This is a genomic window from Larkinella arboricola, assembly GCF_003259745.1.
GTDB classification, from domain to species: Bacteria; Bacteroidota; Bacteroidia; order Cytophagales; family Spirosomataceae; genus Larkinella; species Larkinella arboricola.
In genome coordinates this window covers 640534-666215 of sequence record NZ_QLMC01000005.1, presented here as the reverse complement: position 1 = coordinate 666215, position 25682 = coordinate 640534, and the positions used below count along the sequence as shown (strand labels likewise).

Genomic DNA, 25682 nt, shown 5'->3' with positions numbered 1-25682 from the left:
GCGTCTACGCCTAATGAACTATTGAGCTACCCGGTTTTGTTTGCCTCGTAAAACGCACCTACGCTAATTTTTGGCTGATTAAACGTCAATTGGACCTATCTTTGTACGTACATTGTCATGCATTTCGTCCGCAATTTGGCCTAATTGTGCTTAAAACCGCTCACGTATGAAACTTTTCTTCTTAACTCCTCTCCTGCTTCTGCTGGCGACTCCGGGATATTCCCAATCCAAAGCCGTAAAAAAAACAGCGGGACAATCCCTGGCGGGTGGGTATACGGTTTCCGGTACGCTGAAAAATGCCGCGAACAGGAAGATCATTCTGACCGAAAATTCCTTTTACAAAACCAAACAACACGCCGATACCGCTACAGCCAACGCCAAAGGGCAGTTTACGTTTAAGGGTAAGCTGGACGAAGTGGCGTTTTATGGTCTGAGTGTAGAGGGCAAACCCGGTCGTCAGTATTTCTACCTGGAAAACTCCCCCATCACGATCCGGGGCAACGCCGACTCGCTCTGGGCCATCCGAATAACCGGCTCGAAAGAAGAGAACCTGCGGCAAAGTCTGGAAAAAATGATGATGGATACTGCCATTGCCAACCGCTATAAGCGGGCCGAACTCAAATACGGCAACGCCCGGGCCACTAATGACGCAGCCACCATGCAGGCGGCCCTCAAAGAGCGCGAAGAAGCCGTCAGGCAGGATCAGGTCCGGTTTAAAAACTTTATTGCGGCCCACCCCAACAGCGCGGCCAGTGTCAACGTGCTGGGCGTTCTGATCAGCATGAACGATCTGGCTGGTGCCGACAGTATGCTTACCCGACTGGAAACGATGCCGATTGGCAAGTCGTCGCAGGCCCAGTTTTTCCGGCAGCAGATTGACCTCATGAACCGGCTGAACGTGGGCAAAATGGCCCCCGATTTTGCGCAAACCGATACGCTGGGCAACGTCGTGAAGCTGTCGTCTTTCAAAGGCAAGTACGTGCTGGTTGATTTCTGGGCAAGCTGGTGTGGCCCCTGCCGGGAAGAAAACCCGAATCTGGTGCAAACCTTCAAAACGTTCAAAGACAAGAACTTCACCATTTTCTCGGTATCGCTCGACAACAACCGGCAAAACTGGCTCAACGCAATCCGGAAAGACCGGCTCACCTGGGCGCACGTCAGCGATCTGAAAGGCTGGAAAAATGACGTAGCCCAGCAGTACGGCATCAACAGCGTTCCGGCCAATTTCCTGCTCGATCCCACGGGTAAGATCATCGCCCGCAACCTGCGGGGTGCCGAACTAAGCAAGAAAATCAGCGAATTGCTTCAATAATTTTGATGGAATACGGTTTACGGTGGGCGGATGCGGACGGTTTCTCTGGAACTGTAAACCGCAGCCGCTGCCCATCCGTTATCGTTTCATGGGCAGGTAAATATGGAACGTGGCTCCTTTACCCAGTTCACTCTCGGCCCTGATTTTCCCGGAATGATTCTCAACAATCTTTCGGCAGAGCGCCAGGCCAATCCCCGTACCGCTGTAGGACTTCGTGTGGTTTAACCGTTGGAAGATCGTAAAAACCCGCTCGGCGTATTCCTGCTCAAAGCCAATACCGTTGTCCTTCACCTGGATGTGAACATACGGTATATCGGTCCTCAACTCCTGGATTTGCGCGGCTTCGACGGGCGACAGAAGCCGGGAAGAAATCTCGATCACCGGCTCGTTGCCGGAAAATTTCAGCGAATTTCCGACCAGATTTGAAAACAGTTGGCTCAGGTGCATCGGGATGCCTTCGATAACCGGCAGTTCCGTGCGCCGGATAACAGCCCCTTTTTGTTCAATCAGAAGCTCAAAATCCGACTCCACCCCCGCCAGAATGTGGTTCAGATCGGTTTCGACGAAGCGTTCGACCGTGTTCGACAAACGGGAATAGTTCAGCACTGATTTGATCAGCTCCCCCATGCGCTGGGCCGACGTGCTGATTTTGTTCAGGTACTGCCCCGACATTTCGCGGTCCGTCAGGTTGAGGTGAAGCAGTTCCGAAAACGACTGAATCTTACGCAGCGGCTCCTGTAGGTCGTGGCTGGCGATGTAGGCAAACTGCTCAAGCTCATGGTTGGTTTTGATCAGTTCCTGATTGCTGCTGTGCAGTTCGAGGGTGCGTTGCTGAACCATTCGCTCCAGTTCGTCGGCCATTTTTTTCTGATCGTCGATGTCGGTACTGGTTCCAATCCACCACTGAATACCGCCTTCGCCGTTTTTTATCGGTACGGCCCGGCTCAACTGCCAGCGGTATTCGCCATCATGCCGCCGGAAACGATGCTGAAAAACAAACCCGTCGCCGGTTTTTATGCTGTTCATCCAGGCATCGACGGTGGCCTGCCGTTCGTCGGGATGCACCAGCCGGAGCCAGCTATGACGTTGAACCTCTTCGGCCGATAACCCGGAGAAATTGTAAACCGACTGGTTGAAATAATTCAGAATACCCGACGGCAGAGCGGTCCAGACGAATTGCGGCATCAGATCGGCCAGCAGCCGAAACTGTTCGCGACTTTCTTCCAGCGCCTTTTGCGCGGCCATTTCGGGTCGTAGATCCCGCATGACGGCGCCAATAGCCAGCGGTTGCCCCGTAACCGGATCGTCGATTCGCAGGCAGTTGTTATACAGTGGAATGATTTCGCCCGTTTTCAGGTGCCTGGCGGCAAACTGCCCCGACCAGCGCCCGGTGGTCATCACCGTCGGGATGACCTGCGTACGAACAAAATCCATTTGTTCCGGCGTATGTAAGTCCGCAATCGGAATCCGGGTCACATCCTGATCGTCGTCGATTCCCAGCAGTTGCTTCCCGGCTTTGTTGATGTAAGTATTCCGACCGTCCAGGCCCAGCACCGACATCAGATCAACGCTGTTTTCAACCAGGGTCAGCAATTTTTGCTGTTCTGCGCTGGCCCGGTATTCGTCGGTATAGTCCTGTAGGGTACCGTTGAAGCGATACGCCTTGCCGGCTTCGTCAAAAAAAGCTTTTCCTTTGGCTTTCACCCGGCGCTCCCGACCATCGACGGGATTGATGATGGTGTATTCGACATCGTAATTTCCACCCGAAGACGGCTGCAAAGCGGTTTGAATGGCATCCCTTACCCGTTGGCGGTCTTTGTCGGCAATCAGGGCCAGTGCCAGCGGCAGATCAATTTCTGCTTCGGGAGCCAGACCAAACCACGACTTCAACCGGTCATTGCCCGTAAAACGGTCGGTTTCCGGGTCCATGTCCCAGGTTCCAAGTTCGGCGGCTTCGATGGCAAAGGCTAACTGATCTTTGCTTTCGGCAATGGTTTTCAGGGTAATAACCTTTTCCGTGGTTTCCGTACAGGTCACAAATACCCCGCCCACGCCCCCCGATTCATCGTGCACCGGGCTATAACTATAGGTCCAGTAAACATCTTCTATCTGGCCATTGCGGTAAATCGGCAGCAATTGATCTTCGTTCCAACTGGCTTCTCCGCCAGCCATCACCCGGTCGATCAGCGGTTTTATATCAGCCCAGATTTCAGGCCAGATTAACTCCCCCGGTTGCCCCAAAGCCGTTGGGTGTTTACCGCTGTTGCCCAGACTGGGCCGGTAGGCATCATTGTAGAAACAGATCAGTTCCGGCCCCCAGAATAAAAACATGGGAAATCTGGAATGAAGCAGGATGCTTAGGGTGGTGCGCAGACTCTGCGGCCAGCTTTCAATTGGGCCTAACGGATTCTTGGACCAGTCGAGCGTCCGGATCAACTGTCCCATTTGACCACCTCTGGCCAGGAATCGGTATGTAGGTTGCAGCGTATTTGTTTCCATGAGAAGCACACTCAAGCCATGGGTCGATTCAGCAACAGGTTAGCCAGTCGGGCCGTCAGGGTGGAAATCAGCGGGGGCTTGGTAAGAAAATCCGCAGCGCCCAGCGCTTTCGTTTCCTGAATATCTTTCGGCTCCGAAGACGTGGAATAAATGATGATCGGAATGTGCTTGATGCGGGCGATTTTTTTCAGCTCAATCAAACACTGCTTTCCGTGCATCCGGGGCATGTTCAGGTCCAGAAAAATATATTGGGGCCAAAAGTTTTCCTCCTGACGCAGTTTCTTCAACGCTTCCCCGCAATCATCAGCGACCACACACGTCAGGCTGGGGTCAACTTTTTTGAGGGCTAACGTAAAAAGCTCCTGATCGTCTTCATCGTCATCAATCAAAAAACAAGTAACGGGTTCGTTCATGCGTATGAGATGGAAGGTGGGTATTCTTTGCGAAGATATTAAACATAATTGATGAATTAACCAACCGTTTTCATTTGCCAAAAACTTTCTAACTTACCGTCCTGAACGCCGAAAACCGTAAATTTCTGGTTTACACAACGCGTTGTTCCTTTACTCACTAATCTTTTTACATTAAAAATGCACCTTCGATCGCAGGAATGGTTTGGCCGCACAGGCAAAGACGGTTTTATTTACCGGGCCTGGATGAAAAACCAGGGTTTTCCCCATCATTTATTTGAAAGTAAGCCGGTTATCGGCATCTGTAATACCTTTTCCGAATTAACGCCCTGCAACGCCCACTTCCGCGATCTGGCCGAAGCCGTCAAGCGGGGCGTCTGGGAAGCGGGCGGTTTCCCGCTCGAATTTCCGGTGATGTCGCTGGGCGAGTGCCAGATGAAACCGACCACCATGCTGTTCCGCAATCTGGCCAGTATGGACGTGGAAGAATCCATCCGGGGCAACTCAATGGACGCCGTAGTTCTGCTCTGCGGGTGCGACAAAACCACCCCCTCGCTGATGATGGGTGCGTGCAGCGTCGATCTGCCTACGCTGGTGGTGTCGGGCGGCCCGATGCTGGCCGGAAAATACAAAGGCCGTAACATCGGCACCTCGGACCTGTGGCGGTTTGCCGAAGCGAACAAAAAAGGCGAAATGTCGCAGGAAGAATTTGTGGCCGCTGAAGCCTGCATGGCCCGCAGCCAAGGGCACTGCGCCGTGATGGGAACGGCTTCCACGATGGCGGCTATGGCCGAGTCGCTGGGGCTGGCTCTGCCCGACAATGCCACCATTCCGGCAGCCGATTCACGCCGGAAAGTGCTGGCCCACCTGGCCGGAATGCGGGCCGTGGAGATCGCCCGGCAAAACATCCGGCCTTCGCAGATTCTGACCCGGCAGGCGTTCGAAAATGCCATTATGGTCAATGCCGCCCTGGGCGGTTCAACCAATTTCATCCTTCACCTGACGGCCATTGCCGGACGGATGGGCGTAGAGTTGTCGCTGGACGATTTTGATAATCTGTCGGCTAAAATACCGTTGCTGGCCAATTTGCAGCCATCCGGTGAACATTTTGTGGAAGATTTATTCTACGCCGGTGGCCTGCCCGCCATCATCAGGGAACTGAAACAATTCCTGCACAACGACGCCATGACCATCAACGGGCGAACGCTGGGCGAGAACTGCGCCAACGCCGAGTGCTATAATCCTGACGTGATTGCGTCGGTCAGCCAACCGTTCAAGCCCGAGTCGGGAATTGCCGTGCTGCGCGGGAATCTGTGCCCCAACGGCGCGGTGCTGAAACCCTCGGCGGCCTCTCCCGAATTGATGCAACACACGGGTCGGGCGGTGGTTTTCGAGAACATCGACGATTACAAAAAGCGCGTCGACGACCCCGATCTGGACGTTGATCCGTCGTGTGTGCTGGTCTTGAAAAACGTGGGTCCGAAAGGCTACCCCGGTATGCCCGAAGTGGGTAATATGCAACTCCCGGCCAAGGTGCTGGCGCAGGGCGTTCACGACATGGTCCGGATTTCGGACGGGCGGATGAGCGGCACAGGTTTCGGGACGGTGGTGCTGCATGTTTCGCCGGAAGCGGCTGTGGGCGGCAATCTGGCGCTGGTGCAGAACGGTGATATGATTACGCTGGACGTAGAGAAACGGCTTCTGCACCTCCACGTCGATGAAGAAGAACTGGCCCGGCGGCTGGCGCATTTCAGACCGATTGATCTCGGCTACGAGCGGGGGTATACCAAAATGTACATCCGACACGTCCTCCAGGCCCACGAGGGCGCCGACTTCGACTTTTTGCAAGGCAGTTCCGGCCCGGTTGTAAAACGGGATTCGCACTGATGGACTGTAAATCAGAGTTAATCGGAGAACATCAGAGGTTATCAGGGTGTTCTCTGATCAACTCTAATTCTCTCTGATTAACTCTGATTTATAACCAATTACGCCCCCTCGGCCACTTTCTTCATTTTCGCCAGACCGGTTTTGGCCACTGCCAGCGCGTCCTGGGCGTAGTAGCTTTTATTGAACAGTTCCAGCGAGAGAACAATGGTTTTGCCGGGCGTTTTGATCTGCCTGAGCGTTTCGCGGACAGGTCCAATGCCGTCGCCGGGATACACACGGTCGGCATCCCCGATGGTTTCGCGGGGCGGGTTGGTCGGGTAATCGTTCAGGTGAAATACCTCGATGCCGGGTTTGCCCACTAGCGGCAGACTCGCCGGGCTGGAACCGCCTTTGTAGAGGTGATAAATATCCAGCAACAGCCGCGCCGACGGATGACCGCTTTCGATGGCCACAAACATCACCTCACTGAGTTTATTCATGTTTTTGGAGCCACCCCAGAGTTCGAGTTGGGGGACAACACCGGTTTTATCACCCAGCTCCAGAATGGTCCGGTAGCGTTCGGCGGCTTTGCGCAGGTCCAGACCGGGTTGCTGCGTCGCGCCCATCGGCGGGGCAGCCGTGCGTTTGCAGCCAATTTCGGCCAGCAATTCCATTTCCTGTTTGAGTTGGTCAACACCTTTCGTGCGGGTCGTTTCGTCGTCCACAATCCACTGAGCAAACCCGATGGCATTTTCGACTTGCAGACCCAGATCGCCCAGCAGTTTGCGGACATCGGCCGTCGTATGGGTTTTCAGGTAATCCTGAAAGGAGTTCATCCAGATTTCAACATGCCGAAAACCGGCTTTGGAAGCCACTTCCAGTTCCTTCACAAAACCGAGGTTCTGGCCCCGGATCGTGCTTACATTTAAGGCATATGCAAATGGCGGAGGGTCTTTCACGAAGGAAGCGGCTGAATGAGCCGATGGGGATAAAACGGCTCCGCCAGTCGTGGCGGCTAAGGCAGCAAGAGTCTGACGACGGTTCATGCAAGGTTTTGGAATAATCGTTAAAAAGCGAAAAATACAGAATTCTCGGGAAATCCGACAAGAGAAGTGAGATTGGAGACAAAAGAAGACGATGCTATCTCGTTATCCACTGCGCCAGTTCCTGCCACGAAATCAGCCCGATGGCCAATACCGCCAGCGCCAGACCAATCTGGTTGACGGCCAGTAGTTTTTCCTTAAAAAATACCGTGGCCGATAAAGCCGCGACCAGAATGACGCCGATGTTGTAAAGTGGGTACACAAACGCCCCGTTGCCGCCAAACTGCGACAGGGCCAGAATCAGCGTATAAAAACTGAGGAAATTGGGCACCCCGAGCGTGATAGCGCCCACCAGATTCTGCCGTTTAAGTTCTTCTTTTCCCTGAATAGCCCGAAATGCCAGCATCGCCAGCCCGGCAGCAATTGCCCCCAATACCATCGTCAGCGTCACCTGCAAGGTTTTGTCGTCCGACGAAATGTAGTGGATGTTCATGTAATTAATCATGGTATTGGTGGCTCCGTACATCAGAAAAACGCCCACCGGCAGCAGCGTATTCCAGCCCAGCGCCCGGACGGTCTGGCCTTCTTCTTTCCGGAACGTACTCAGCCCAACGGCCACCACGGCCAGCACCAGCCCCATGTAATTCAGTGCGTTGAAGGTTTTACCACCGGCCTGAAACACGAAAAGGCTGAAGCAAACCGGCACCACCAGCGACATGTTGTTGGCCAGTGAGGTAGCTGTAATGCCCATCCGCTGCGTCGAGATTCCCGACAGGATAAACGTGATGATAAAACCGACTCCGAGGCCCAGCGCCAGCCACGTCCAGGTTTGGAAAAAATCAATGGCGAATGGCTGATTACGCGGCAACAGCAGAAAACCAGTCAGGAAGCAAACCGGGTAGTTGAACACAATCGCCTGAAACGTATTGACCTGGTAGCGCGGAAATAAGCGAAAGTTGAGCAGCAAAACCACCGAAAGCAGTATGCTCAGGCACAGAAAAAGCATGGTTTGGAAATGAATAGGAAGTTGGCTTTCGGCAAAGGACCAATAAGCGACCGGCGTTAGCGGACCGGCGTTAGCCCCAGTTGATCGTTGTAATATCTGACGGTCTGAATAACAACCGGCAGGTTGCTGGGCTTATCCTGGGTATCGCGCTCGATGATGATATGGCCGTTAAAATTCTGCCGCTTCAACTCCTTGAACACGTCCGGAAAATTGATGACACCCGTTCCCACCGGCACGTCTTTGAGCTTCGGGTCGTTGTAGGCGGCAATGTCTTTCAAATGCAGCGCAATCAGGTACCCTTCCAGTTTTTTCAATCCTTCCACCGGATCAATACCGCTCTTGGGCCAGTGACCAATATCGGCACAAACCCTGAAATTGGGGTGATTTTTCAGGGCTGCCAGCACCGAATCCGGGTGCCAGTAGGCGCTCGTTCCTTTCCAGTGGTTATGCAGGGCAACTTTTACGCCATACGCACCGGCCAGACTATCCACGCTATCCCAAAGGTCCACCGGAGGTTCGGCCGTGACGTATTTTACGTTTAGTTTTTTAGCGAGTTCAAATTCACGAACCCATTTATCGACGGTTTTGCCACCCACCAGATACACCGACTCCATCAACAGCCCCCTGTCGCTGACCTGTTGCCGCAGCTTTTCAATACCGGCCGACGACAGATTCATGATCAGCGAATCCTTCAGTGCCGCTCCGGCCTTACCGAAGGTATAGCCTTCCACAAATTTTAAACCGGCGCTATCCGCTTTGGCTAACTGCTCCGGAAAGGTAAATTGATTAAACGTGTACAGGGCCACGCCCAGTTTCCAGTTTTTAGGATCTGCCGAACCGCCGACTGTGGTTTTTGACCGATCTGCCGCTTTACCGCCGGTTTTCTTTTTCTGCTGGGCGAACCCGTTGGCGCCTGTCAGCATCCAGAACGTCAGGAAGCATACGGCGACTCGTATCCAGAAAGATTTTTTTGGGTATTTCATGGGGTTAAGGATTTATTGGTTCAGGTACTATGCTTCCGTACTAATGCCAACCGCTCTATCCCTTGCGGTAGGACGTTGGCGTTTGATGGTAAAACTCCCGAAAAACTTTGGTAAAGTACGACGGGCTTTCAAAACCCACCATATAAGCCGTTTCGGCGGCACTATGCCCCAGCCGCAGCAAGTCAATGGCTTTCCGCAGACGGTATTGCCGAATCAACTCTACGGGCGACAGGTGCGTCAGGTTCTGCACTTTCAGGTACAGCGCCTTGCGGCTCATGGCCAATTCCTCGGCCAGCCATTCCACACTCAGCGTCGAGTCATCCAGGTGTTGCTCAATCAGCGTATAGAGTTTGCGCAAAAATTCATCCCCAACGCTCTGCAACGGACTGGCGCTGTCCGGTTGGGCCAACTGCTGGCGGTAGTGTTCCCGCAGCCGCTGCTGATGACTCAGGAGGTTCCGCAGCCGCAGCCGCAGTTCGCCCAGGTGGAAGGGCTTGTTCAGGTAATCATTCGCGCCCAGACTCAGACCCCGCAGCCGGTGCGTCTCCTCGGCACTCGCCGAAAGCAGCATGATGGCGATGTGGTCGGTGGCCGGATCGGCCTTCAGGCGCTCAATCAGGCCATGACCGTCTAAGCGGGGCATCATCAGGTCAGTAATTACGATGGACGGCAGTTCTTCCTTGGCGATCACCCAGCCTTCGTAGCCGTTGGCCGCCGACCGCACCCGGTACGTTATGGCCAGTTCGGTCACCATAAAATCCCGCAGTTCGGGATTATCTTCGACCACTAGAATCAGCGGCACCGACTCGGCGGATTCGGACGGCAGTTTAGCGCCTGATTCACCGGCCCGCGCGGGCAGATCAACCAACACCGACGGACCTTCCACCGACTGGCTGATGGTTTCGCTAGTGGTCCGCTGCACCGGCAATTCGAGCACAAACACGGTTCCGGAAGCCCCTTCTTCAATCTGGCTCTCGACCTGCACACTTCCGCCCAGCCGCAAGGCCAGTTCCCGCACCAGCGCCAGACTGATACCCGTGGTGTCGTTGGAGCGAATGCGCTGGTTATCACCCTGGTAATATTGGTCAAACACGTGTGGGAGTTTGTGGGCGCTGATGCCAATTCCGGTATCCCGCACGGTTAAACGGGCACCCGTCGGGGTTTGGTGCAGTGAAACCGTAATCCCCCCCACCGAGGTAAACCGGATGGCGTTGGTCAGCAGGTTGAAGAGAATGGTTTCCCATTTGCCCGCATCGAAACAGTAGCTTCCGGTGGGAAAATCCGTTTCGTAGCGTAGCGTCAGGTCCTTGAGGTCGGTAGAAGGGCGAAACAAATCGACCAGTTGCCCGACGAACCCCGGCAAATCTCCCACCTGTTCCACCACCTCCATCTGATCGGATTCGAGCTGATTGATGGCCAGCAACTGATTAATCATTTGCAGGACCTGCCGGGTATTCCGGCGGACGGTTACCAGAGGTTGTTGCAGGTGATCGGGCAATTCTTCGGTTTCCAGCAGCTTATCGACCGGCGAAATAATCAGCGACAGCGGGACGCGTAATTCGTGAATGATGTTGGTAAAAAACCGCGTTTTCATCGCGTCGGCGGCCTTTGCCTGCTGGCTTTCGCGGAGTTGCTGAACGTGCCGACGGCCTTTCTCGATGGTGGTCTGCAAATCGTCGAAGTGGATGGGTTTGGTCAGGAAGTCGAAGGCCCCCCGGTTCATGGCACTCCGGATGTTGGTCATGTCGCTGTACGCGGTCAACACCACCGCGGGGGCCACGGCATTCACCTGGGGCAGTTGTTCCAGCAGGGTCAGGCCGTCCATGCCGGGCATGTTGATGTCCGTCAGCACCAGATCAATGTCGGGCTGCTCTTCCAGCACTTGCAGCGCCTGCTGGCCGTCATGGGCAAAAACAAACTCGTAGGTGCCTGCATGAATTGCCTGACGAAAGCGCTGCCGAAAAAGGATTTCCAGATCGGCTTCATCGTCAACCAGGAGTATTTTGGTTTTCATTGATCAATCAGCGTAAGGGTCGGTCGTTGCGGCAGGTCAGCGTTGGTAAACGAAGCCTTCAGAACCGTCTCCCATCCTGCCGAAGCAGCGGGTTAGCGGGCGGCAACGAAGGAGCAAAATACAAAAGGTTTGCTGATCTCAACCGCCGAACCCATTTAAATCTAAACGAGAAAGACCGGTCGGGACGGACCGGTCTTTCTTTACGGTATGGAAATAGTCTTTTTCGGCCCCTAGTTCACGGCAACGAGTCGTTGAACGGCGGTTGGTTTCCGGGTATCCAGCTTCAGTTCCTGGGTGGTTGTCTCCACGCCGTTGGTGATCTCCACTTGATAAATTCCATCCGGCAGATTGCTCACATCCAACCGCAGACGGACGGCCTGCTGACGTTTGCCGATTGATTGAGCGAAGACTTCTTTGCCGGCCTGGTTAACCAGTCGGACCATCACGGCGCTCCCGGTTTCTTTATTAACGGCGACCTGTAACTTACCTTCCTGGGTGGTATACATACCGCTCTGGAAAGCGGCCACTTTTTTAGGCTGACCGATGGGTTTGTGGTTTTCGGCCTGGGCGGCAGTAAAACTGGTGAAGGCAACGGTCAGGGCGACGAGCAGGGTGTTGAATAAGGCTTTCATGGCGTATGTTGTTTTGATGTTGTTGTGCTGTTTTGTTGAATCAAAGGTCGGCACAACACCGCCCAAACCCTGTCACAAATGGGTCAACTCCTGTTACTTTTGAGAAATGATAAAGCCCGGCTTGCAAAACCGGGCTTTATCATTTCTCAATCCGAAGAAATCGGTTAATTATTCGCTTCGCTGGACCGGCTTCGTTTGGCCAATGCACTCAGAATCAGATCGTCGTTAACCTTAATCTTTCTGCCCTGAAATTTCTGGGCCAGCGTAGCAAAGAGCACATAGAGACCGGGTACCAGCACCAACCCAAAGATGGTACCCACCAGCATCCCACCGGCGGCAGCCGTCCCGATCGAGCGGTTTCCTAACGCCCCGGCGCCGGAAGCAATGCAAAGCGGAATCAAACCGGCTACAAAAGCCAGCGAGGTCATCAGGATGGGTCGTAGACGGGCTACGGCCCCTTCGATGGCGGCCTTCACGATAGAAATGCCCTCCTGTTGCCGCTGGTTGGCAAACTCGACGATCAGGATGGCATTCTTCCCCAACAAACCAATCAGCATAACCAGCGCCACCTGGGCGTAGATATTGTTTTGCAGCCCCGCCAGTTGCAGCGCCAGAAACGAACCGAAAATTCCGGCGGGCAGCGACAGGAGTACCGGCAGCGGCAAAAACAGACTTTCATACTGGGCAGCCAGCAGCAGATACACAAACACCAGACAGACCATAAAAATATAGACCGCCTGATCGCCCGACAGGACTTCCTCCCGCGACATACCCGACCACTCGTACGAAAAGCCGTTGGGCAAGGTCTGCCGGGCCACTTCGTCGACCGCCCGCAAGGCATCCCCGCTACTAAAGCCCTTGGCGGCATCGCCGTTAACGAGTGCCGACGTATACATATTGTACCGCATCAACTGCTCGGGTCCGTACACCCGTTCCAGACTGACGAAGTTGGAGTAAGGCACCATTTCGCCCTCCTCATTTTTCACGTACAGCGAAAGCACGTCCTCCGGTTTAGCCCGGTATTCCGGCGCAGCCTGCACAAAAACACGGTACATCTGCCCGAAGCGGATAAAGTTGGTAGCGTACAAACTGCCCATCAGTGTTTGTAGCGTGTTCATCGCATTTTCGATGGAAACGCCTTTCTGGGCAGCCTTGTCCTGATCAACATGCAGCATGTATTGCGGATAATCCGGGTTAAAACTGGTGAAAGCATCGCTGATTTCGGGCCGTTTTTTCAGGGCAGCAATAAAATCATCGGCCACTTTTTTAGTCTTCTGCAAATCGCCCGTACCGGTTCGGTCCAGCATTCGGAGTTCAAACCCGCTTGAATTTCCGAAGCCCGGCACCGTCGGGGGTGAAAAAAACTGAATGCTGGCGTCCTGAATGTGCCGCGTTTTAGCTTCCAGTTGGGCAATCACATCATCGACAGACTGCTTGCGGTCTTTCCAGTCTCTGAGGTTGATCATACCCATGCCGTAGGAAGCACCAGCTCCATCCGTCATCAGGCTGAAGCCCGACAGCGTGGAAACGTTCTCGACACTCTCAATTCCGGCAGCAATCTTCTGAATCTTATCCAATACATCTTCCGTTCGCTGCACTGTGGCACCCGGTGGCGTCGTTACGTTTGCGTAGATCATTCCCTGGTCTTCGGTGGGAATAAAGCCGCTGGGCAACACCGAACTAATGCCCCAAGTGCCCAACCCAAATACCAGCAGGAGAACAATGGTTACGGCCCCCCGGCGGGCTACTTTTCGCAATAACCGCTGATAACGCCCCGTCATTGCGTCGAATCCGCGGTTGAAAGCGGCAAAAAATCGGCCCAATGGTCCCGACGAAGCATGAGCGTGGGCCGGTTGCAATAGCATCGCACACAAGGCCGGGGTCAGCGTCAGGGCGTTTACGCCGGAGATCAGAATGGCAACGGCCAGCGTCAGCGAAAACTGCCGGTAAAAAATCCCGACCGGCCCCGACAGAAACGCCACGGGCACAAACACCGCCGACATCACCAGCGTAATGGCAATCAGGGCGCTGCTGATCTCTTTCATGGCAACCGTCGTGGCTTCGACGGGCGGCAGATGCTCTTCGGTCATTTTGGCGTGGACGGCTTCCACCACCACAATTCCATCATCGACCACAATACCGATGGCCAGCACCAGCGCGAACAGGGTCAGCAGGTTAATCGAAAAACCGATCAGACTCATGAAGGCAAACGTTCCGATCAGGGCCACCGGCACCACCAGTGCGCAGATCAGCGTAGACCGCCAGTCCTGCAAAAACAGAAAAACAACCAGAAACACCAGCACAAAGGCTTCCAGCAACGTCCGCACCACCTCGTGAATGGACGCATCCAGAAACCGGGATACATCGTAAGCGAAGTTGTAGTCCATTCCCGCCGGAAACGACCGTTCCTTAATCTCAGCCATGCGTTTTTTGACATTGTTGATGATCTCGCGGGCGTTGGAACCGGGACGCTGTTTCAGCATGATCGAAGCACCAGGACGCCCGTCGGTCTTTGACGTAACACTGTAGTCAGCCGAACCAAATTCAATTTCGGCCACATCCTTCAGGCGCAGCATTGAGCCGTCCGGATCGGCCCGTAACACCAGGTTTTCGTACTGCTGCGGTTCGTTAAACTTACCGGTATACCGCATTACATACTGGAGCACCTGCGGTTTGCGGTCGGCACTTTCGCCCGCTTTTCCAGGTGCCGCTTCGACGTTCTGCTTCTGGATGGCTTCGACAATTTCCTCGGCCGAGATGTTGTACGCGGTCATGCGGTCGGGTTTGAGCCACACCCGCATCGAATACTCGCGGGCGCCCATGATGTCGGCAAAGCCCACCCCCTCAATCCGCTTGAGTTCGGCCAGGATGTTGATATCGGCGAAGTTGTAGATAAACTTCTCGTCCATATCGGGGTCCGTACTATAGAGGTTGAGGTACAGCAACATACTATTTACCTCCTTTTCGGTAATTACCCCGGCCTTGATCACTTCGGCGGGCAGTTCGTCCAGCACCGAGGTAACGCGGTTCTGCACGTTCATGGCGGCCATATCCGGGTCGGTGCCCACGTTGAAGAAAACCTGAATCAGGGTGGTTCCGTCGTTGCTCGATACCGTGTTCATGTACGTCATGCCCGGCACCCCGTTGATGGCCCGTTCCAGGGGTGTAGCCACGGCTTTGGTACACACTTCGGCGTTGGCGCCGGTATACGTTGCCGTAACCGTAACGGAAGGAGGAACAATATCAGGAAACTGCGTAACGGGCAGGCCGTTCAGCGCCAGTAGCCCCAGTAGCGTAATCAATACAGAAATAACCGACGCCAGCAGCGGGCGCCGAATGAATATTGTAAACATTGAAAATTCGTTTGAATAAGCCTATGAATCAATTGAAGACCAGCGGGCTCCGCTTTCGTATAAATCCAGCAGAGCCATTTGGATGAATGGCAAAAAGGAATGTCGATCGTTCGGGCATATCAGAAAAACCCGACGATTGGAGCACAGTCGAACATACCGGGCTAATCAAACGCGGATTTCGTTTGGTTGACCGGTAGCCTCGTTGCCTACGCTATTTTCAAACGAATTGAGGGGGTGGAGAAGGAATATCCAGCACGTGCATCGGGGCACGGGCGGTTTGGCCATGCGAAAATCTGGCGAGCTCCCGATGCACCAATGGTAACGCGGGAGAAAACATAAAAGCGTTGGAAAAGAAGAAATAATCCTGTTTGAGCTTCAGCAGATCCGAGTCGTCGTCGGGTTCATCGTGCTCAGGAATAGCATTGTCGATCCCAAAACAAACTTCCAGAAAAAACTCCGTATAGCTTTCGATGTCGTTGACAGACAGGTCTTCCACCCGATTAAGCCGTTGGAGCGTTGAGCCGTACTGATCGGGGCTATCAATACTGAGGTTGAGCACATGAAGGCTCATCAGCAGGCAAACCAGCCGTCGAATAAAGGCATTGTATGTCTGTTTTTCTCGTATCAACCTCAGACGGTAGCGGTATGACTTACAAATATAAACCGCCATTTCAAAAGCCCACTCCGTTAGGGCGTACGAAGCCAAACTTATTCGTTATCTTCTATTTATTATTTCCTTTACCCAACTCATAAATCTTTAGCCTTACGCAGCTCGTCCCGGTTTTAGCCAAACGGACGGTCGCATCGGTGTATACGGTTTACCGGACCTATTTTGATTGCCGTACCGCCGGTCGTTTTGTCCCCCTTCCCCTCCCATTTAAAGGACCGGACAAATCGAGTTGTTTTCAATCAGGGAACAATCTGAAAGATCGTATTACAAATGGATAATATTGTAAAAGACTGGCCGTCCTGAAAACGATATTTTTGTCCAGCAATCATTCCCAAACCTGATTTTCCGGGTCTGCCAGCTGCTCCACCAGTTGAAGCCACCTACCATTGATGTCTACCCAGCCTAAAAGAAACCGACGAAGTTTTGTCCGCAACGGCTTACTCAGTGCGGCCACCGTATCCGCCCTGCCCAATCCGTTCAGTACTAGTTCGGACAAGGCAACGGCGGGCGCACAAACCCTTCCGCCCAGGAAAACCAGTCTGGACAAACACCGTAACCTTTTCAACGGCGATACCTGCGTCTATTTTTACAATCCGGAACTGTGGCAACCCGAAGATTTTTCGCTCAGGACCGTCGTGAACCCCCGCACCGGTAAGATGAACCCCAAACCCACGGTGGTAGGCGGTCCTTTTCAGGCAAAGGCCATTCACCGCTATGTGGATTTGCTGGCCGACAACGGAATTGACACCTTCGTCATCAACGCCAACGCGAACCGAGCCTGGTATCCCAGCAAGAAATTTCCAAGCGTCCTCGACGGCTACCAGCGGGGCAACCGCGATTTTTTCCGGGGCCACGCCATCTGCCAGGGCATTACGGAACCCGAGGCCGTGGAGGAGTTTCTCGACAACTTCACAGTGTTCATGAACCGTTATCAGGATCTAATCGATGCGGGCGTGGACTGGCTGGCGGAAACCTCTAAAGCATGTCGGCGCCGGAAAATCTCGCCCTGGGTCAGCATTCGGATGAACGACATGCACGGGAGCCGCAACCCCGAAGGAAGCTTTTTCAATCATCCGCTTTATAAGCAGAAAGAAATGCGGCTGCAACAGGCCTACTACGGTTTGCAGAACACGCACGACCGGCAGGGCTTTAATTACGAAAAGCCGGAGGTTCGCGCCATGATGTTCGAGCAGATTCGCGATGTGGTGGACAATTACGACTTTGAGGGACTGGAACTGGACTGGTGGCGGCAACCGCTCTGCTGCGAACCCGGCGCATCGGCCCAGACCCTTGCGGTGATGAACGACTGGTTTCGCCAGATTCGCGCCCTGACGCAGCGCCGGGCGAAGAAAACCGGAAAGCCGTATCCGCTGGGGATGCGCATCCCGGGTGCACTGGATCAGTTGAAAGCCATTGGCGTGGATGTCGTGACGCTGTGCCAGGAAGGGACCCTCGATTTTGTTATTCCGGCGGGTTTCTGGGCAACCACCTGGGACATGCCCCACGACGAATTTCACAAACGGCTGGGCGACCGCGTGACCATTTACGGATCGGTGGACGATGGAGCGAATAGTCTGCCCACCCAAAACGAGTCGGGAAGCGTTCGGGAGCGGATGCGATACATTGGGGCCAGCCCGGAAATTGAGCGGGCCAACGCAGCCGGAAAACTGGCGATGGGCGCGCAGGGCATCGAATGGTTTAATTTTTTCTGTACGGATCAGGGCCGTCTGCCGGGCATCCGGGCCGACTACACGGCTTTGCGCGACATTGACAAACTGAGCTTTTTGCGCGGGAAGCCCAAACACTACTGTTTTGGCACCGCCGGAGCCTTCTTTAATCCAACCCCGTTTGAGCTACCGGCCCAGTTGCCCGCCAGCATCGGCCCCTTTGCGCAACGACCGTTCCAGCTGGCGATGTGCGCCGAACCCGCCGATCAGAATCTGGAATTGATGGTTCAGGTGGTGTTGAAAGCGGGGGACAAACCGGGTTACATGCCTGTTTCGGTGAACGGCTGCTGGCCGAACCTGACCAGCGAATCGACCGAAAAACTGCTCATGCCCTGCGGTTCGCTGACCCACCATACCAAAGACCACGTTGGCTACAATTACCGTTTCCCGGTTTCGCTGGTGGCCGACGGCTGGAACAAAATTGTGGTCGAAAACCAGAGCAAGGAAACCATTACGGTGGCAGCCATCGAAATTGCCGTGCAGGCCAAAACGGGGTAAGGCCCCAGCGCGGCTTTAACCTATTGATGAAGAATGAACGCTAACGACAGATGACGATTACAGATCTTCGAAAATATTCCGGGAAACTACCCATTCTAACCACTACCCTCCTAATCTGGAGCAGTCTGGCGCAGGCGCAGGAAATGAAGTGGGATAGCACCGTCCGGCCCGATATTTACAACACCCGGGTTGAGCTTTTTCGCTCGCTGCCGCACGCCCGCAAAGACGTGGTTTTTCTGGGCAACAGCATTACCTTCTGGGCCGACTGGAGCGAGTTGCTTGGCAACACCCGGTACAAAAACCGGGGCATTCCGGGTGATATTACGTTCGGTGTGCTCGAACGACTGGACGAAGTGATTCAGGGGAAACCGGCCAAAGTATTTATTCTGATCGGTATAAACGACCTGGCCCGCAATATCCCGGACTCGGTTATTCTGCAAAATTACCGCCGGATGGTGCGCCGGTTAAAGGCCGGAGCGCCCGGCACCCGGATTTATTTTCAAACGCTGCTGCCCACCAACGACACGTTTCAGAAGCTCAAAAACCACTATAACAAGGAAGACCACATCCGGTATCTGAACGACGCGCTCAAGGAAATGGCCCCGGCGGAAGGCTTTGACGTGATTGACCTCCACCCGCATTTCGTAGACGAGGCCGGAAAACTCAGAAAAGAATACACCTGGGACGGGGTGCATCTGACGCTGGCGGGCTACCGAAAATGGGCGGAGGTGCTGCGCAAGGGGAACTACATCAAATGACGGCGGTCAGGCATTCAGCCCGCCATCCATCAGAATGTTTTCGCCGTTGATGTACGCACCCGCTGGTGAAGCCAGCAGCACGATCAGCCCCTTGATGTCGTCGTTGTTGGCCATGCGACGCAGCGGCACTTTTTTGGTGTAATTTTCCAGAAACCGCTCCGGCTGGTTATTAAACAATCCGCCGGGACTGATGCAGTTGACGCGCACATTTTTTCCCGCCAGCACCTGCGCCATGTACTTCGTCAGGTTCAGCAAACCGGCGTTGTGGAAAAAATAATCCGGGGGCGGAGTGCCCATATTGGTGCCTTCGTAATTGGATAAATCCGGCCCGAACATGCCCATCATCGAGCCGATGTTGATGATGCTGCCACCCCCGTTTTCAACGATCAGGTCGGCCATTTCGCGCAGAATATCCATCGACCCTGTAGCATTGACACGCATCGACTCGGCAAAATCCTCGATGGGCGCGTTGTAGCCTTTCATCGGTCGCGACACCGCGTTATTGATAAAAACGTCCAGCTTTCCGAACTGCGAACGGATTTGTTCTTTGAGCGCCCGAACCGAAGCCGGGTCGCCCTGATCGACTTGCAGGGCGTGAACATCCAGCCCCTGATCCCGAAACCGGGCGGCAACCTCCTGCCCCGCGGCCAGATTCCGCGACGCCATCAAAACCGTCGAATCGGCTTCGGCCAGTCCTTCCACGATGCACTTGCCGTAATTGCCGGCCCCGCCCGTTACCAGACTGACGGTATTTTTCAAACTCAATAAGTCTTTGACATGCATAAAATCAGTGTTTTTGCGAAGAAACCGCTACGTTAGCCAGCCCATCCGGTCCCAGTGCGGAAGGTCCAGAAACGCGGGATTCGGGTACGCCAGCTTTTTAGCCTGGTCGGCGGTTTCAGTTGATAATTCCGGCCCATTGACGGCCGCCAGCGCCTGATGCAGATAGGCCAGTTTGTCGATGCCGACCAGAATGGACGACACTTCCGGAAAAGCCAGCGCAAACCGAATCGCCAGCGTGGACAGGTCCGGAACCGGTTCCTGCACCAGCTCGTCAAACCGGCGAATGTGGTTTTCCACGTCAACCAGGGCCGGGTGCAATTGCTGGCCTTTACTGGTGAGCAGCCCTTTCAGCAAAACCGAGCGAATGACAATGCCGACGCCTTTTTCCCGGGCCTGCGCAAACAAAGCCGCCTGCCGCTGATCCATGAGGTTGAACGGCAATTGAATCACATCCCACACCCCGCTTTCGATGGCTTTCTGCGTTTCTTCGACGGAATAGGTGGAGACACCCGTGCTGCGGATAGCGCCCTGCGCTTTTAAATCGGCAAAAATCCGGGGCAGGTCTTCATTCGCCAGAATACCCAGATCAGCCTGATGAAGCATGAACACATCCACGTAATCGGTTTGCAAGGCCGTTAAACTTTCCAGCAGCGACGTTTTGATGATCTTTTTCAGCATATCACCGTCCGGAAGTTCGCCGTTGCCGTCCCGCAGGTGCCGACATTTGGTGCCGATTACAACCTGGCTGCGCCGGTCCCGGAAGGCTTTGCCCATGATGGTTTCACTGGCTCCGTATAGCCGGGCGGTGTCGAAAAAGGTAACGCCAGAATCAGTGGCTGCGTGGAGCAGATGGATCGCTTCCGGCTCAGAAAGCATATCTTCCGCGCCTTTCACGCCAATACCGTACGGCAGCCCGATTTCAACGCCCCCGAATGCCAGTTCGGAAACCGTGATGCCGGTGGCTCCTAAAACGCGTTTTCTCATGTTATTTGTAACCACCCTGCACTGGTTGGGTCGTTGTAGTTTCTTTGTTAAATCGACTGACCAGACCGTGACAATACGCACTCATGCCCACCACATCAGCGCCTACGCTCACAAACTGGTAGCCCATGCTGACAAATTCTTCCAGCCGGTCGATGCTGCCGGTGGTGGCGGCAAACTTGCCGTGTTTCCGGCAGACTTCCGCAACCCGTTTGCGGGCGGCCACGAGTTTGGGGTGGTTCCATTCGCCGGGGGCACCAATGGCCTGACTGAAATCACCGGGGCCGAAAAACAGCATGTCCACCCCATCAAGGGCGGCAATTTCGTCCAGCTCGTCCAGCGGTTCGGGGTCTTCGATTTGCAGGACCACAAACCGTTGCTGATTGGCCTGCTGGAGGTACTCGTTGAAATCCAGGTTGGTATATAATCCGTCGGCATTACCACCGTCGATGGCCCGCATCCCCAGCGGGTGAAAGCGCGTCATTTTTATCACATTTCGGGCGTCTTCGACACCCATGCAGTGCGGCACCATAATACCGGCCGCATCCAGTTCCAACGGTTTGACATAATCACTATAACTTCCGCGCGGCACCCGGACCATAACGTCGGTATTGTGGGCTTTCGCAGCCCAGACATGCGTAGCCACTACCGACCAATCCTGCGCCAGGTGCTCACGGTCGACCCAGAGGCAGTCAAATCCGGCCATGGCGGCCAGTTCAGAAACCTGTCCGTCACCAAAATTTACTTTCAAACAACTCACCACTTCACCGGCCCGCAACTTCTTCAGAACCCGGCTTTCGCGCATTTTCATGGTAACAATCTGTTTATATCGTTTCTAAAACCGTATCCAACGAACGGTTTTGTATTTCTCTCGCTTCCGTGACTACTCTACCGGCTCAACTCTGCTTTTAACTTTTGCCTGTAAGCTTCTTTCGCTTCCGTATCCTCCTGCGCCGATTTTGCCCAGTAAATCAGTCCGATGGCCTGACGACTGCGGCTTTCGCTGCGGTTGGCTTCCGCCCAATGGATCGTCAGGGAATGGTGAATCAACAGATCACCCGGTTTGGCCGGAAAGGCGACGGCCTGCGCCTGATCGTTTTCATTCCAGAAATCCGTGATACCCTGCGAAAAACCGAGCGTTTGGGTCCGGCCGTGCGGACGAACACCATGACGATGCGAACCTTTGACATACCGAACGCAGCCGTTTTCGGCATCCACGTCTTCCAGCGCCAGCCACATCGTGACGGCTTCGGCCGGTTTCAGCATGAAGTAATAATTGTCCTGATGCGGGGGCGTCGGTTTGCCGATTTTGGGCGGTTTGTTGAAATACTCCAGCGTTTTGGGAAGCACCGCGTCCTCGAGCAACGATTCAGCCAGTTGCCTAAACCGGCTGTTGTTCAACATTCGATCAAAATACGGATTGTATTTCTGCATATCGATCAACTGCTTCAGGGTAGCCGGGTCGTCCTTGTCTTCGTAAAAAACCTGCTCGTGGGGCATCACGGGCACCTGCTCACTAATAAAGTTTTTCACGCTCTCGTTTAGCTCCCGAACTTCTTCGGTGGACAAAAAGCCGGGCAGAAAAACGTACCCGTCGGTTCGGAACGATTCTTTGAGGGCCTGGGCGTTGAGGGTTTCCATAGGAATTTAAACCGTTATCGTTCAATCCGTTTGGTCCATTGGTTACGAATAAACCGGACGCTCAGCCTGCGTTTTCAGCAATTCCGCCAACTTTGTCCGAATCGTTTCTTCAGCACCCGGTTCCAGAAAACTGGTCCGGCAGCGCCAGGTTTCGTACCCACCCCGCTCAATTTCGTGCGCGGGCGGCACGTAGCCGACATACCCGTTGGCCATCGTGATCGTAAAATAAGGCGAATGGCTTTGCTTGAGTTTCAGGCCGGTTTCGGCAAAAAACTCTCCGCCCAACGCGCCGATTCGTCCGGTACCGATCTGTAGGGCCTGCACCGGAAACTCGATTGTGTCCGGGTAGTCATTTAGCAATACTTGCTCGCGGGCGTAAATCCGGCGCAGCACGTCCATATCCACCTGCTGAATGGCCTCATAATACGTTTCGGCCACCAATTCTCTAGCCACTTCCAGTTCATCGGCTGACGGTTTCCGAACGCCCGCTGTCACTTCGGCATACTGGGCCGACAGAGCGGGAGCGGTTTGCCACTCAACGGTTTGCAGCGCAGAGAATACCTTTCCGGCAATGGCTTTTCCAATGAGTTCACTTTTAGCAAATTGCTCTGTTGGATACCGATCCGGGTCCAGAAAATCCCAGATGTTGGCTTCTCCGCTCGTGCCGTTGCTCATCATCCCAACGAAGCCCGAACCGGCTTGCAGCAAGCGACCGATTTCTTCGGAAAAAACACCGAAATAGTCCGCCGTGATGCTGCCGTTCTCCCAATCGCCAACGTAGTGCAACGAGTAGTTGGCCAGCAGGCTAATCCATTGATCGTCCAGTCCTTTCACGGCCAGAAAACCAACCTCAGGATCAACCGGAACGACCCGCCGGTCGATCTGCTGCTCATCACCGAAGGGATTGGTTTTGACACCATCCAGCCCACCCGTGACGGGGTTGAGCGCCTGATAGCCTTCTTTCATGAAAAACCGTCGGCAAACCACGTGTTCCGGCACGTCCACCGCCCCGAACCCGATTTTTGCCGGACGCCGGTTCTGCAAAGCCGCTTTGACCGATTCGACCAGCAGGCCGGGCAGTTTCTGGCGGTACGGTAAATCGGCCGCGCCCAGCAACAGGCTGGCCACCGAACCGGCTGCGTGGGTGTGCGTGCTGGAAATTAAAATATTTTGCGGCAACAGTCCCGTTTGTTCCTGAATATCCCGTTTCACCGCATCCAGAAAATCCTTCGGCATGGCGCAGATGTCGACAATCACCAGCGCCACGGTTGTTTCGCCCTGTTGCAGCACCAGCGCCTTGGCGTACAGGGGGTCGTGGATAAAACGGGCGTAATGGGTAATGAAATCGCCGTTGATCAAAGTGCCCAGCGGGGGCGTAATGTCCACCCGGGCCGCACCGGCTTGAAAAGTAGGCACGTTCATAGCAAAGGACTGGGTTTAGCTCCAGGCCCGGCGTAAAAACCGGAGCCAGTTTCCGTGAAAAATATTGTCAATATCGGCAGGTTCATAACCGCGCCGGGCCAGAATGTCCTCATATTTCCGCAAATCCGCAATCGAGTTCATGTCCCAGGGCGATTGCTCGGTGCCAAAAATACCGTCCAGATCGCTGCCGATGGCGACGTGCCGACTGTTTCCGGCGATCTGGCAGATGTGGTCCCAGTGATCGACGAGGTTTTCCAGCCGGATGTTCAGTTGCCAGGGGTCCGAAACCGTGTCGATAAACCGGATATCCATTGCCCAGCAGTCCAGCATCCCGCCAATGACCGCATCGCGTTCAATGAGCCGTTTAATCTGCTCATCGGTCAATTGTCGCTGTGTCGGTACAATCGTCCGCACGTTATGGTGACTGGCCCAGACCGGCCCCTGATACACGTCCAGCGCCTGATCGAACCCTTCGTCGGTCAGGTGGGTCACGTCCAGAATCAGGTTTAGCTGGCCCATTTCCTTCAATAAATCCAGCCCCAACGGGGTAATCGGTCCTTCCATTTTCGTTCCCGGCGCGTAGCGTCCCGGCCCGAAATGCGACAGTCCGACGGCCCGCAAGCCGTACTCATACGCCCGGTGCAGGTACGAACTATTCACCAGCGAATCGGCGCCCTCCAGACTCAGGATGTAGCCAATCGGTTTTTGCTCGTCCGGCAGTTCGGCATTATCCCAGAGGGCCAGGTGGTTGTCCAGTTCGGTCAGGTTGGTGATCTGCACCATTTCGCCGAGGGCTTCCATTTCCCGATACCAGACGAGTTGCGCCTGCGTCATGGCCCAGGCCTGCTGGGGCGAGTGCCAGCCCGGCAGGGCGCTTCCGTAGGGCGTCACCCGCGAGAGTTGCGTGGCTACCACCAATCCAATACCGCCTTTGCGCAGTTCCGGCAAACAAACCGTGCCCCGGCCCCGGTCGGGTTTGTCGCGCATCCCCATTTCGCGCTGCCGGATTTCGGTTAGCGGGCGCGAAAGGTCGCGGTTCCATTCCAGCGCGTTCATGGCCAGATCGAGGTGGGCGTCAACGATAAGCCGCTTAGTCATGGACAACAGACGGTTTATGTGCCCATTCCGGTGTAGCTTCGTACTGAAACGGGTACCTACTCATCAGATCCCGGATTTGCTGGCTGAATTCCCGAAAAGAGACTTCCCACTGCGCCGTTTCGCCTTCTTTGTACGGGTAAAATCCTTTTTCGGTAACCATACCCAGACTGCCGTTCTGCACCATTTCGGTGAAGAACCCGGGCACGTGCCGGTCTTTCGACAGTTCGGGAAACAGATCCTGCATCACTACGCCGTAGATAAACGTTCCCATCAAATCCATATACCGGAAGTGGCCGCCAAACGGCAGATAATACCCCGGGTCGTTGCGGCAGGCGCGGTCGATGTCCTCGACGGAAACATACTTATTTTCGAGCAGAAAAAACGCTTCCCGGATCATGGCGCACAGCATTCGCGTCCGAATCCCGTTGTCGCTGCGCACGACGTACGGATCTTTTTGCCAGCGTTGTTTTGCCTGCGTGGAAAAGTCCTCGACAAGCCGGTCATCGGTTTTTTCGTTGGTAATGATCTCCAGAAAATACGTGGTATCGGCGGGTTCGCTCCAGTTAACGCCAATGATCCGCTCCGGGTGGTGGGCGTCCCGCTGAATGGTGCTGAGCGGAATGCTTTCGGTGTTGAGGGCAATGAGTGCATCCGGCGAAACCACCTGTTCCAGTTGCTGAATCCGGGTCTTTTTCTGGAACTCATTTTCGTCCGTACAGACAATGATCAAACTAAAACCGCGCGCTTCGTCGAGCCCGTCGATGAGTTCCACCGACGAATCCAGCTCTGGTATATCTATTGTTTTTGGCGAAATCGGCTGGCATTCGGTGGTTTCAAAACCGTTGCCCGTATAAGCCACCACGGGGTGACCGGCCTGCCGCAGACAGGCAATAATGCCCGTTATGGCCTTGCTCCAGCCCACTACCAGAATGGCGTCTCTTTGAGCGGATGTATTCCCCATACTTTGTTTTGTTAACCTGCGTACG

At 54.5% G+C, this 25682-nt stretch carries 20 protein-coding genes; 4 read left to right on the top strand and 16 right to left on the bottom strand.

Features of this window, described 5'->3' with window-relative positions:
- The first annotated feature begins 166 nt into the window (after nt 1-166).
- Entirely contained in the window at nt 167-1312 is a 1146-nt protein-coding gene (locus LX87_RS21990; RefSeq protein WP_111630410.1) for a TlpA disulfide reductase family protein, read from the top strand.
- Nucleotides 1313-1390: 78 nt separating this feature from the next.
- Here LX87_RS21990 and LX87_RS21985 read toward each other — a convergent pair whose 3' ends face one another.
- Together LX87_RS21985 and LX87_RS21980 are read right to left on the bottom strand one after the other, a co-directional pair.
- On the bottom strand, nt 1391-3811 hold the full coding sequence (locus LX87_RS21985) for a PAS domain-containing sensor histidine kinase (protein WP_111630409.1): 2421 nt from the start codon (nt 3809-3811) through the stop codon (nt 1391-1393).
- Nucleotides 3812-3822: 11 nt separating this feature from the next.
- Nucleotides 3823-4224, bottom strand: coding sequence for a response regulator (locus LX87_RS21980; RefSeq protein WP_111630408.1), 402 nt, complete (start codon nt 4222-4224; stop codon nt 3823-3825).
- A gap of 177 nt (nt 4225-4401) precedes the next feature.
- On the opposite strand from LX87_RS21980, the gene LX87_RS21975 reads away from it, so the two are divergent.
- Nucleotides 4402-6108: an IlvD/Edd family dehydratase gene (locus LX87_RS21975; protein ID WP_111630407.1), complete on the top strand. Its 1707-nt coding sequence runs from the start codon at nt 4402-4404 to the stop codon at nt 6106-6108.
- Nucleotides 6109-6206: 98 nt separating this feature from the next.
- On the opposite strand, the gene LX87_RS21970 is transcribed toward LX87_RS21975, so the two are convergent.
- The 7 genes from LX87_RS21970 to LX87_RS21940 all read right to left on the bottom strand — a co-directional run bounded on the left by LX87_RS21970 (nt 6207) and on the right by LX87_RS21940 (nt 15746).
- The gene (locus tag LX87_RS21970) at nt 6207-7133 is read right to left on the bottom strand and encodes a sugar phosphate isomerase/epimerase family protein (RefSeq protein ID WP_111630406.1); all 927 of its coding nucleotides are present in this window, start codon (nt 7131-7133) and stop codon (nt 6207-6209) included.
- A 94-nt stretch (nt 7134-7227) separates the two neighbouring features.
- On the bottom strand, nt 7228-8136 hold the full coding sequence (locus tag LX87_RS21965; protein ID WP_111630405.1) for a DMT family transporter: 909 nt from the start codon (nt 8134-8136) through the stop codon (nt 7228-7230).
- Between the two features lie 56 nt (nt 8137-8192).
- The gene (locus tag LX87_RS21960) at nt 8193-9119 is read right to left on the bottom strand and encodes a sugar phosphate isomerase/epimerase family protein (protein WP_229310764.1); all 927 of its coding nucleotides are present in this window, start codon (nt 9117-9119) and stop codon (nt 8193-8195) included.
- Between the two features lie 55 nt (nt 9120-9174).
- A complete protein-coding gene (locus LX87_RS21955) occupies nt 9175-11133 on the bottom strand; it encodes a hybrid sensor histidine kinase/response regulator transcription factor (protein WP_111630404.1) in 1959 nt (652 codons plus the stop codon).
- A gap of 230 nt (nt 11134-11363) precedes the next feature.
- Nucleotides 11364-11765, bottom strand: a complete 402-nt coding sequence (locus tag LX87_RS21950; RefSeq protein ID WP_146624530.1) for a T9SS type A sorting domain-containing protein — start codon at nt 11763-11765, stop codon at nt 11364-11366.
- Nucleotides 11766-11929: 164 nt separating this feature from the next.
- On the bottom strand, nt 11930-15118 hold the full coding sequence (locus LX87_RS21945; RefSeq protein WP_111630402.1) for an efflux RND transporter permease subunit: 3189 nt from the start codon (nt 15116-15118) through the stop codon (nt 11930-11932).
- Between the two features lie 217 nt (nt 15119-15335).
- On the bottom strand, nt 15336-15746 hold the full coding sequence (locus tag LX87_RS21940; RefSeq protein WP_146624529.1) for a hypothetical protein: 411 nt from the start codon (nt 15744-15746) through the stop codon (nt 15336-15338).
- Between the two features lie 431 nt (nt 15747-16177).
- Here LX87_RS21940 and LX87_RS21935 point away from each other — a divergent pair, with 431 nt between their 5' ends.
- Nucleotides 16178-18013: an alpha-amylase family protein gene (locus LX87_RS21935; RefSeq protein ID WP_111630400.1), complete on the top strand. Its 1836-nt coding sequence runs from the start codon at nt 16178-16180 to the stop codon at nt 18011-18013.
- Nucleotides 18014-18063: 50 nt separating this feature from the next.
- Nucleotides 18064-18771: a GDSL-type esterase/lipase family protein gene (locus tag LX87_RS21930; RefSeq protein ID WP_111630399.1), complete on the top strand. Its 708-nt coding sequence runs from the start codon at nt 18064-18066 to the stop codon at nt 18769-18771.
- 6 nt (nt 18772-18777) lie between these two features.
- Here LX87_RS21930 and LX87_RS21925 read toward each other — a convergent pair whose 3' ends face one another.
- The 7 genes from LX87_RS21925 to LX87_RS21895 all read right to left on the bottom strand — a co-directional run bounded on the left by LX87_RS21925 (nt 18778) and on the right by LX87_RS21895 (nt 25657).
- Nucleotides 18778-19554 (bottom strand): SDR family oxidoreductase, encoded by a 777-nt coding sequence (locus tag LX87_RS21925; protein ID WP_111630398.1) that lies wholly within the window; start codon nt 19552-19554, stop codon nt 18778-18780.
- A gap of 27 nt (nt 19555-19581) precedes the next feature.
- A complete protein-coding gene (locus tag LX87_RS21920) occupies nt 19582-20538 on the bottom strand; it encodes an aldo/keto reductase (RefSeq protein WP_111630397.1) in 957 nt (318 codons plus the stop codon).
- 1 nt (nt 20539) lies between these two features.
- Nucleotides 20540-21346 carry an HpcH/HpaI aldolase family protein gene (locus LX87_RS21915; RefSeq protein WP_111630396.1) on the bottom strand — a complete coding sequence of 269 codons (807 nt, stop codon included), beginning with the start codon at nt 21344-21346 and terminating at the stop codon, nt 20540-20542.
- A gap of 77 nt (nt 21347-21423) precedes the next feature.
- Nucleotides 21424-22176, bottom strand: a complete 753-nt coding sequence (locus LX87_RS21910) for a phytanoyl-CoA dioxygenase family protein (RefSeq protein ID WP_111630395.1) — start codon at nt 22174-22176, stop codon at nt 21424-21426.
- Between the two features lie 42 nt (nt 22177-22218).
- Entirely contained in the window at nt 22219-23598 is a 1380-nt protein-coding gene (locus LX87_RS21905) for a hypothetical protein (RefSeq protein ID WP_111630394.1), read from the bottom strand.
- A gap of 15 nt (nt 23599-23613) precedes the next feature.
- Nucleotides 23614-24696, bottom strand: coding sequence for a dipeptidase (locus tag LX87_RS21900; protein WP_111630393.1), 1083 nt, complete (start codon nt 24694-24696; stop codon nt 23614-23616).
- Nucleotides 24689-25657 carry a 3-hydroxyacyl-CoA dehydrogenase family protein gene (locus tag LX87_RS21895; protein ID WP_111630392.1) on the bottom strand — a complete coding sequence of 323 codons (969 nt, stop codon included), beginning with the start codon at nt 25655-25657 and terminating at the stop codon, nt 24689-24691. The genes LX87_RS21900 and LX87_RS21895 overlap by 8 nt, the downstream gene beginning before the upstream one ends.
- Between the last annotated feature and the right edge of the window lie 25 nt (nt 25658-25682).

Bases quoted from the DNA above. Each gene is read 5' to 3' on its own strand.
- LX87_RS21990 (WP_111630410.1), top strand. From the start codon at position 167: ATGAAACTTTTCTTCTTAACTCCTCTCCTGCTTCTGCTGGCGACTCCG.
- LX87_RS21985 (WP_111630409.1), bottom strand. From the start codon at position 3,811: ATGGAAACAAATACGCTGCAACCTACATACCGATTCCTGGCCAGAGGT.
- LX87_RS21980 (WP_111630408.1), bottom strand. From the start codon at position 4,224: ATGAACGAACCCGTTACTTGTTTTTTGATTGATGACGATGAAGACGAT.
- LX87_RS21975 (WP_111630407.1), top strand. From the start codon at position 4,402: ATGCACCTTCGATCGCAGGAATGGTTTGGCCGCACAGGCAAAGACGGT.
- LX87_RS21970 (WP_111630406.1), bottom strand. From the start codon at position 7,133: ATGAACCGTCGTCAGACTCTTGCTGCCTTAGCCGCCACGACTGGCGGA.
- LX87_RS21965 (WP_111630405.1), bottom strand. From the start codon at position 8,136: ATGCTTTTTCTGTGCCTGAGCATACTGCTTTCGGTGGTTTTGCTGCTC.
- LX87_RS21960 (WP_229310764.1), bottom strand. From the start codon at position 9,119: ATGAAATACCCAAAAAAATCTTTCTGGATACGAGTCGCCGTATGCTTC.
- LX87_RS21955 (WP_111630404.1), bottom strand. From the start codon at position 11,133: ATGAAAACCAAAATACTCCTGGTTGACGATGAAGCCGATCTGGAAATC.
- LX87_RS21950 (WP_146624530.1), bottom strand. From the start codon at position 11,765: ATGAAAGCCTTATTCAACACCCTGCTCGTCGCCCTGACCGTTGCCTTC.
- LX87_RS21945 (WP_111630402.1), bottom strand. From the start codon at position 15,118: ATGTTTACAATATTCATTCGGCGCCCGCTGCTGGCGTCGGTTATTTCT.
- LX87_RS21935 (WP_111630400.1), top strand. From the start codon at position 16,178: ATGTCTACCCAGCCTAAAAGAAACCGACGAAGTTTTGTCCGCAACGGC.
- LX87_RS21930 (WP_111630399.1), top strand. From the start codon at position 18,064: ATGACGATTACAGATCTTCGAAAATATTCCGGGAAACTACCCATTCTA.
- LX87_RS21925 (WP_111630398.1), bottom strand. From the start codon at position 19,554: ATGCATGTCAAAGACTTATTGAGTTTGAAAAATACCGTCAGTCTGGTA.
- LX87_RS21920 (WP_111630397.1), bottom strand. From the start codon at position 20,538: ATGAGAAAACGCGTTTTAGGAGCCACCGGCATCACGGTTTCCGAACTG.
- LX87_RS21915 (WP_111630396.1), bottom strand. From the start codon at position 21,346: ATGAAAATGCGCGAAAGCCGGGTTCTGAAGAAGTTGCGGGCCGGTGAA.
- LX87_RS21910 (WP_111630395.1), bottom strand. From the start codon at position 22,176: ATGGAAACCCTCAACGCCCAGGCCCTCAAAGAATCGTTCCGAACCGAC.
- LX87_RS21905 (WP_111630394.1), bottom strand. From the start codon at position 23,598: ATGAACGTGCCTACTTTTCAAGCCGGTGCGGCCCGGGTGGACATTACG.
- LX87_RS21900 (WP_111630393.1), bottom strand. From the start codon at position 24,696: ATGACTAAGCGGCTTATCGTTGACGCCCACCTCGATCTGGCCATGAAC.
- LX87_RS21895 (WP_111630392.1), bottom strand. From the start codon at position 25,657: ATGGGGAATACATCCGCTCAAAGAGACGCCATTCTGGTAGTGGGCTGG.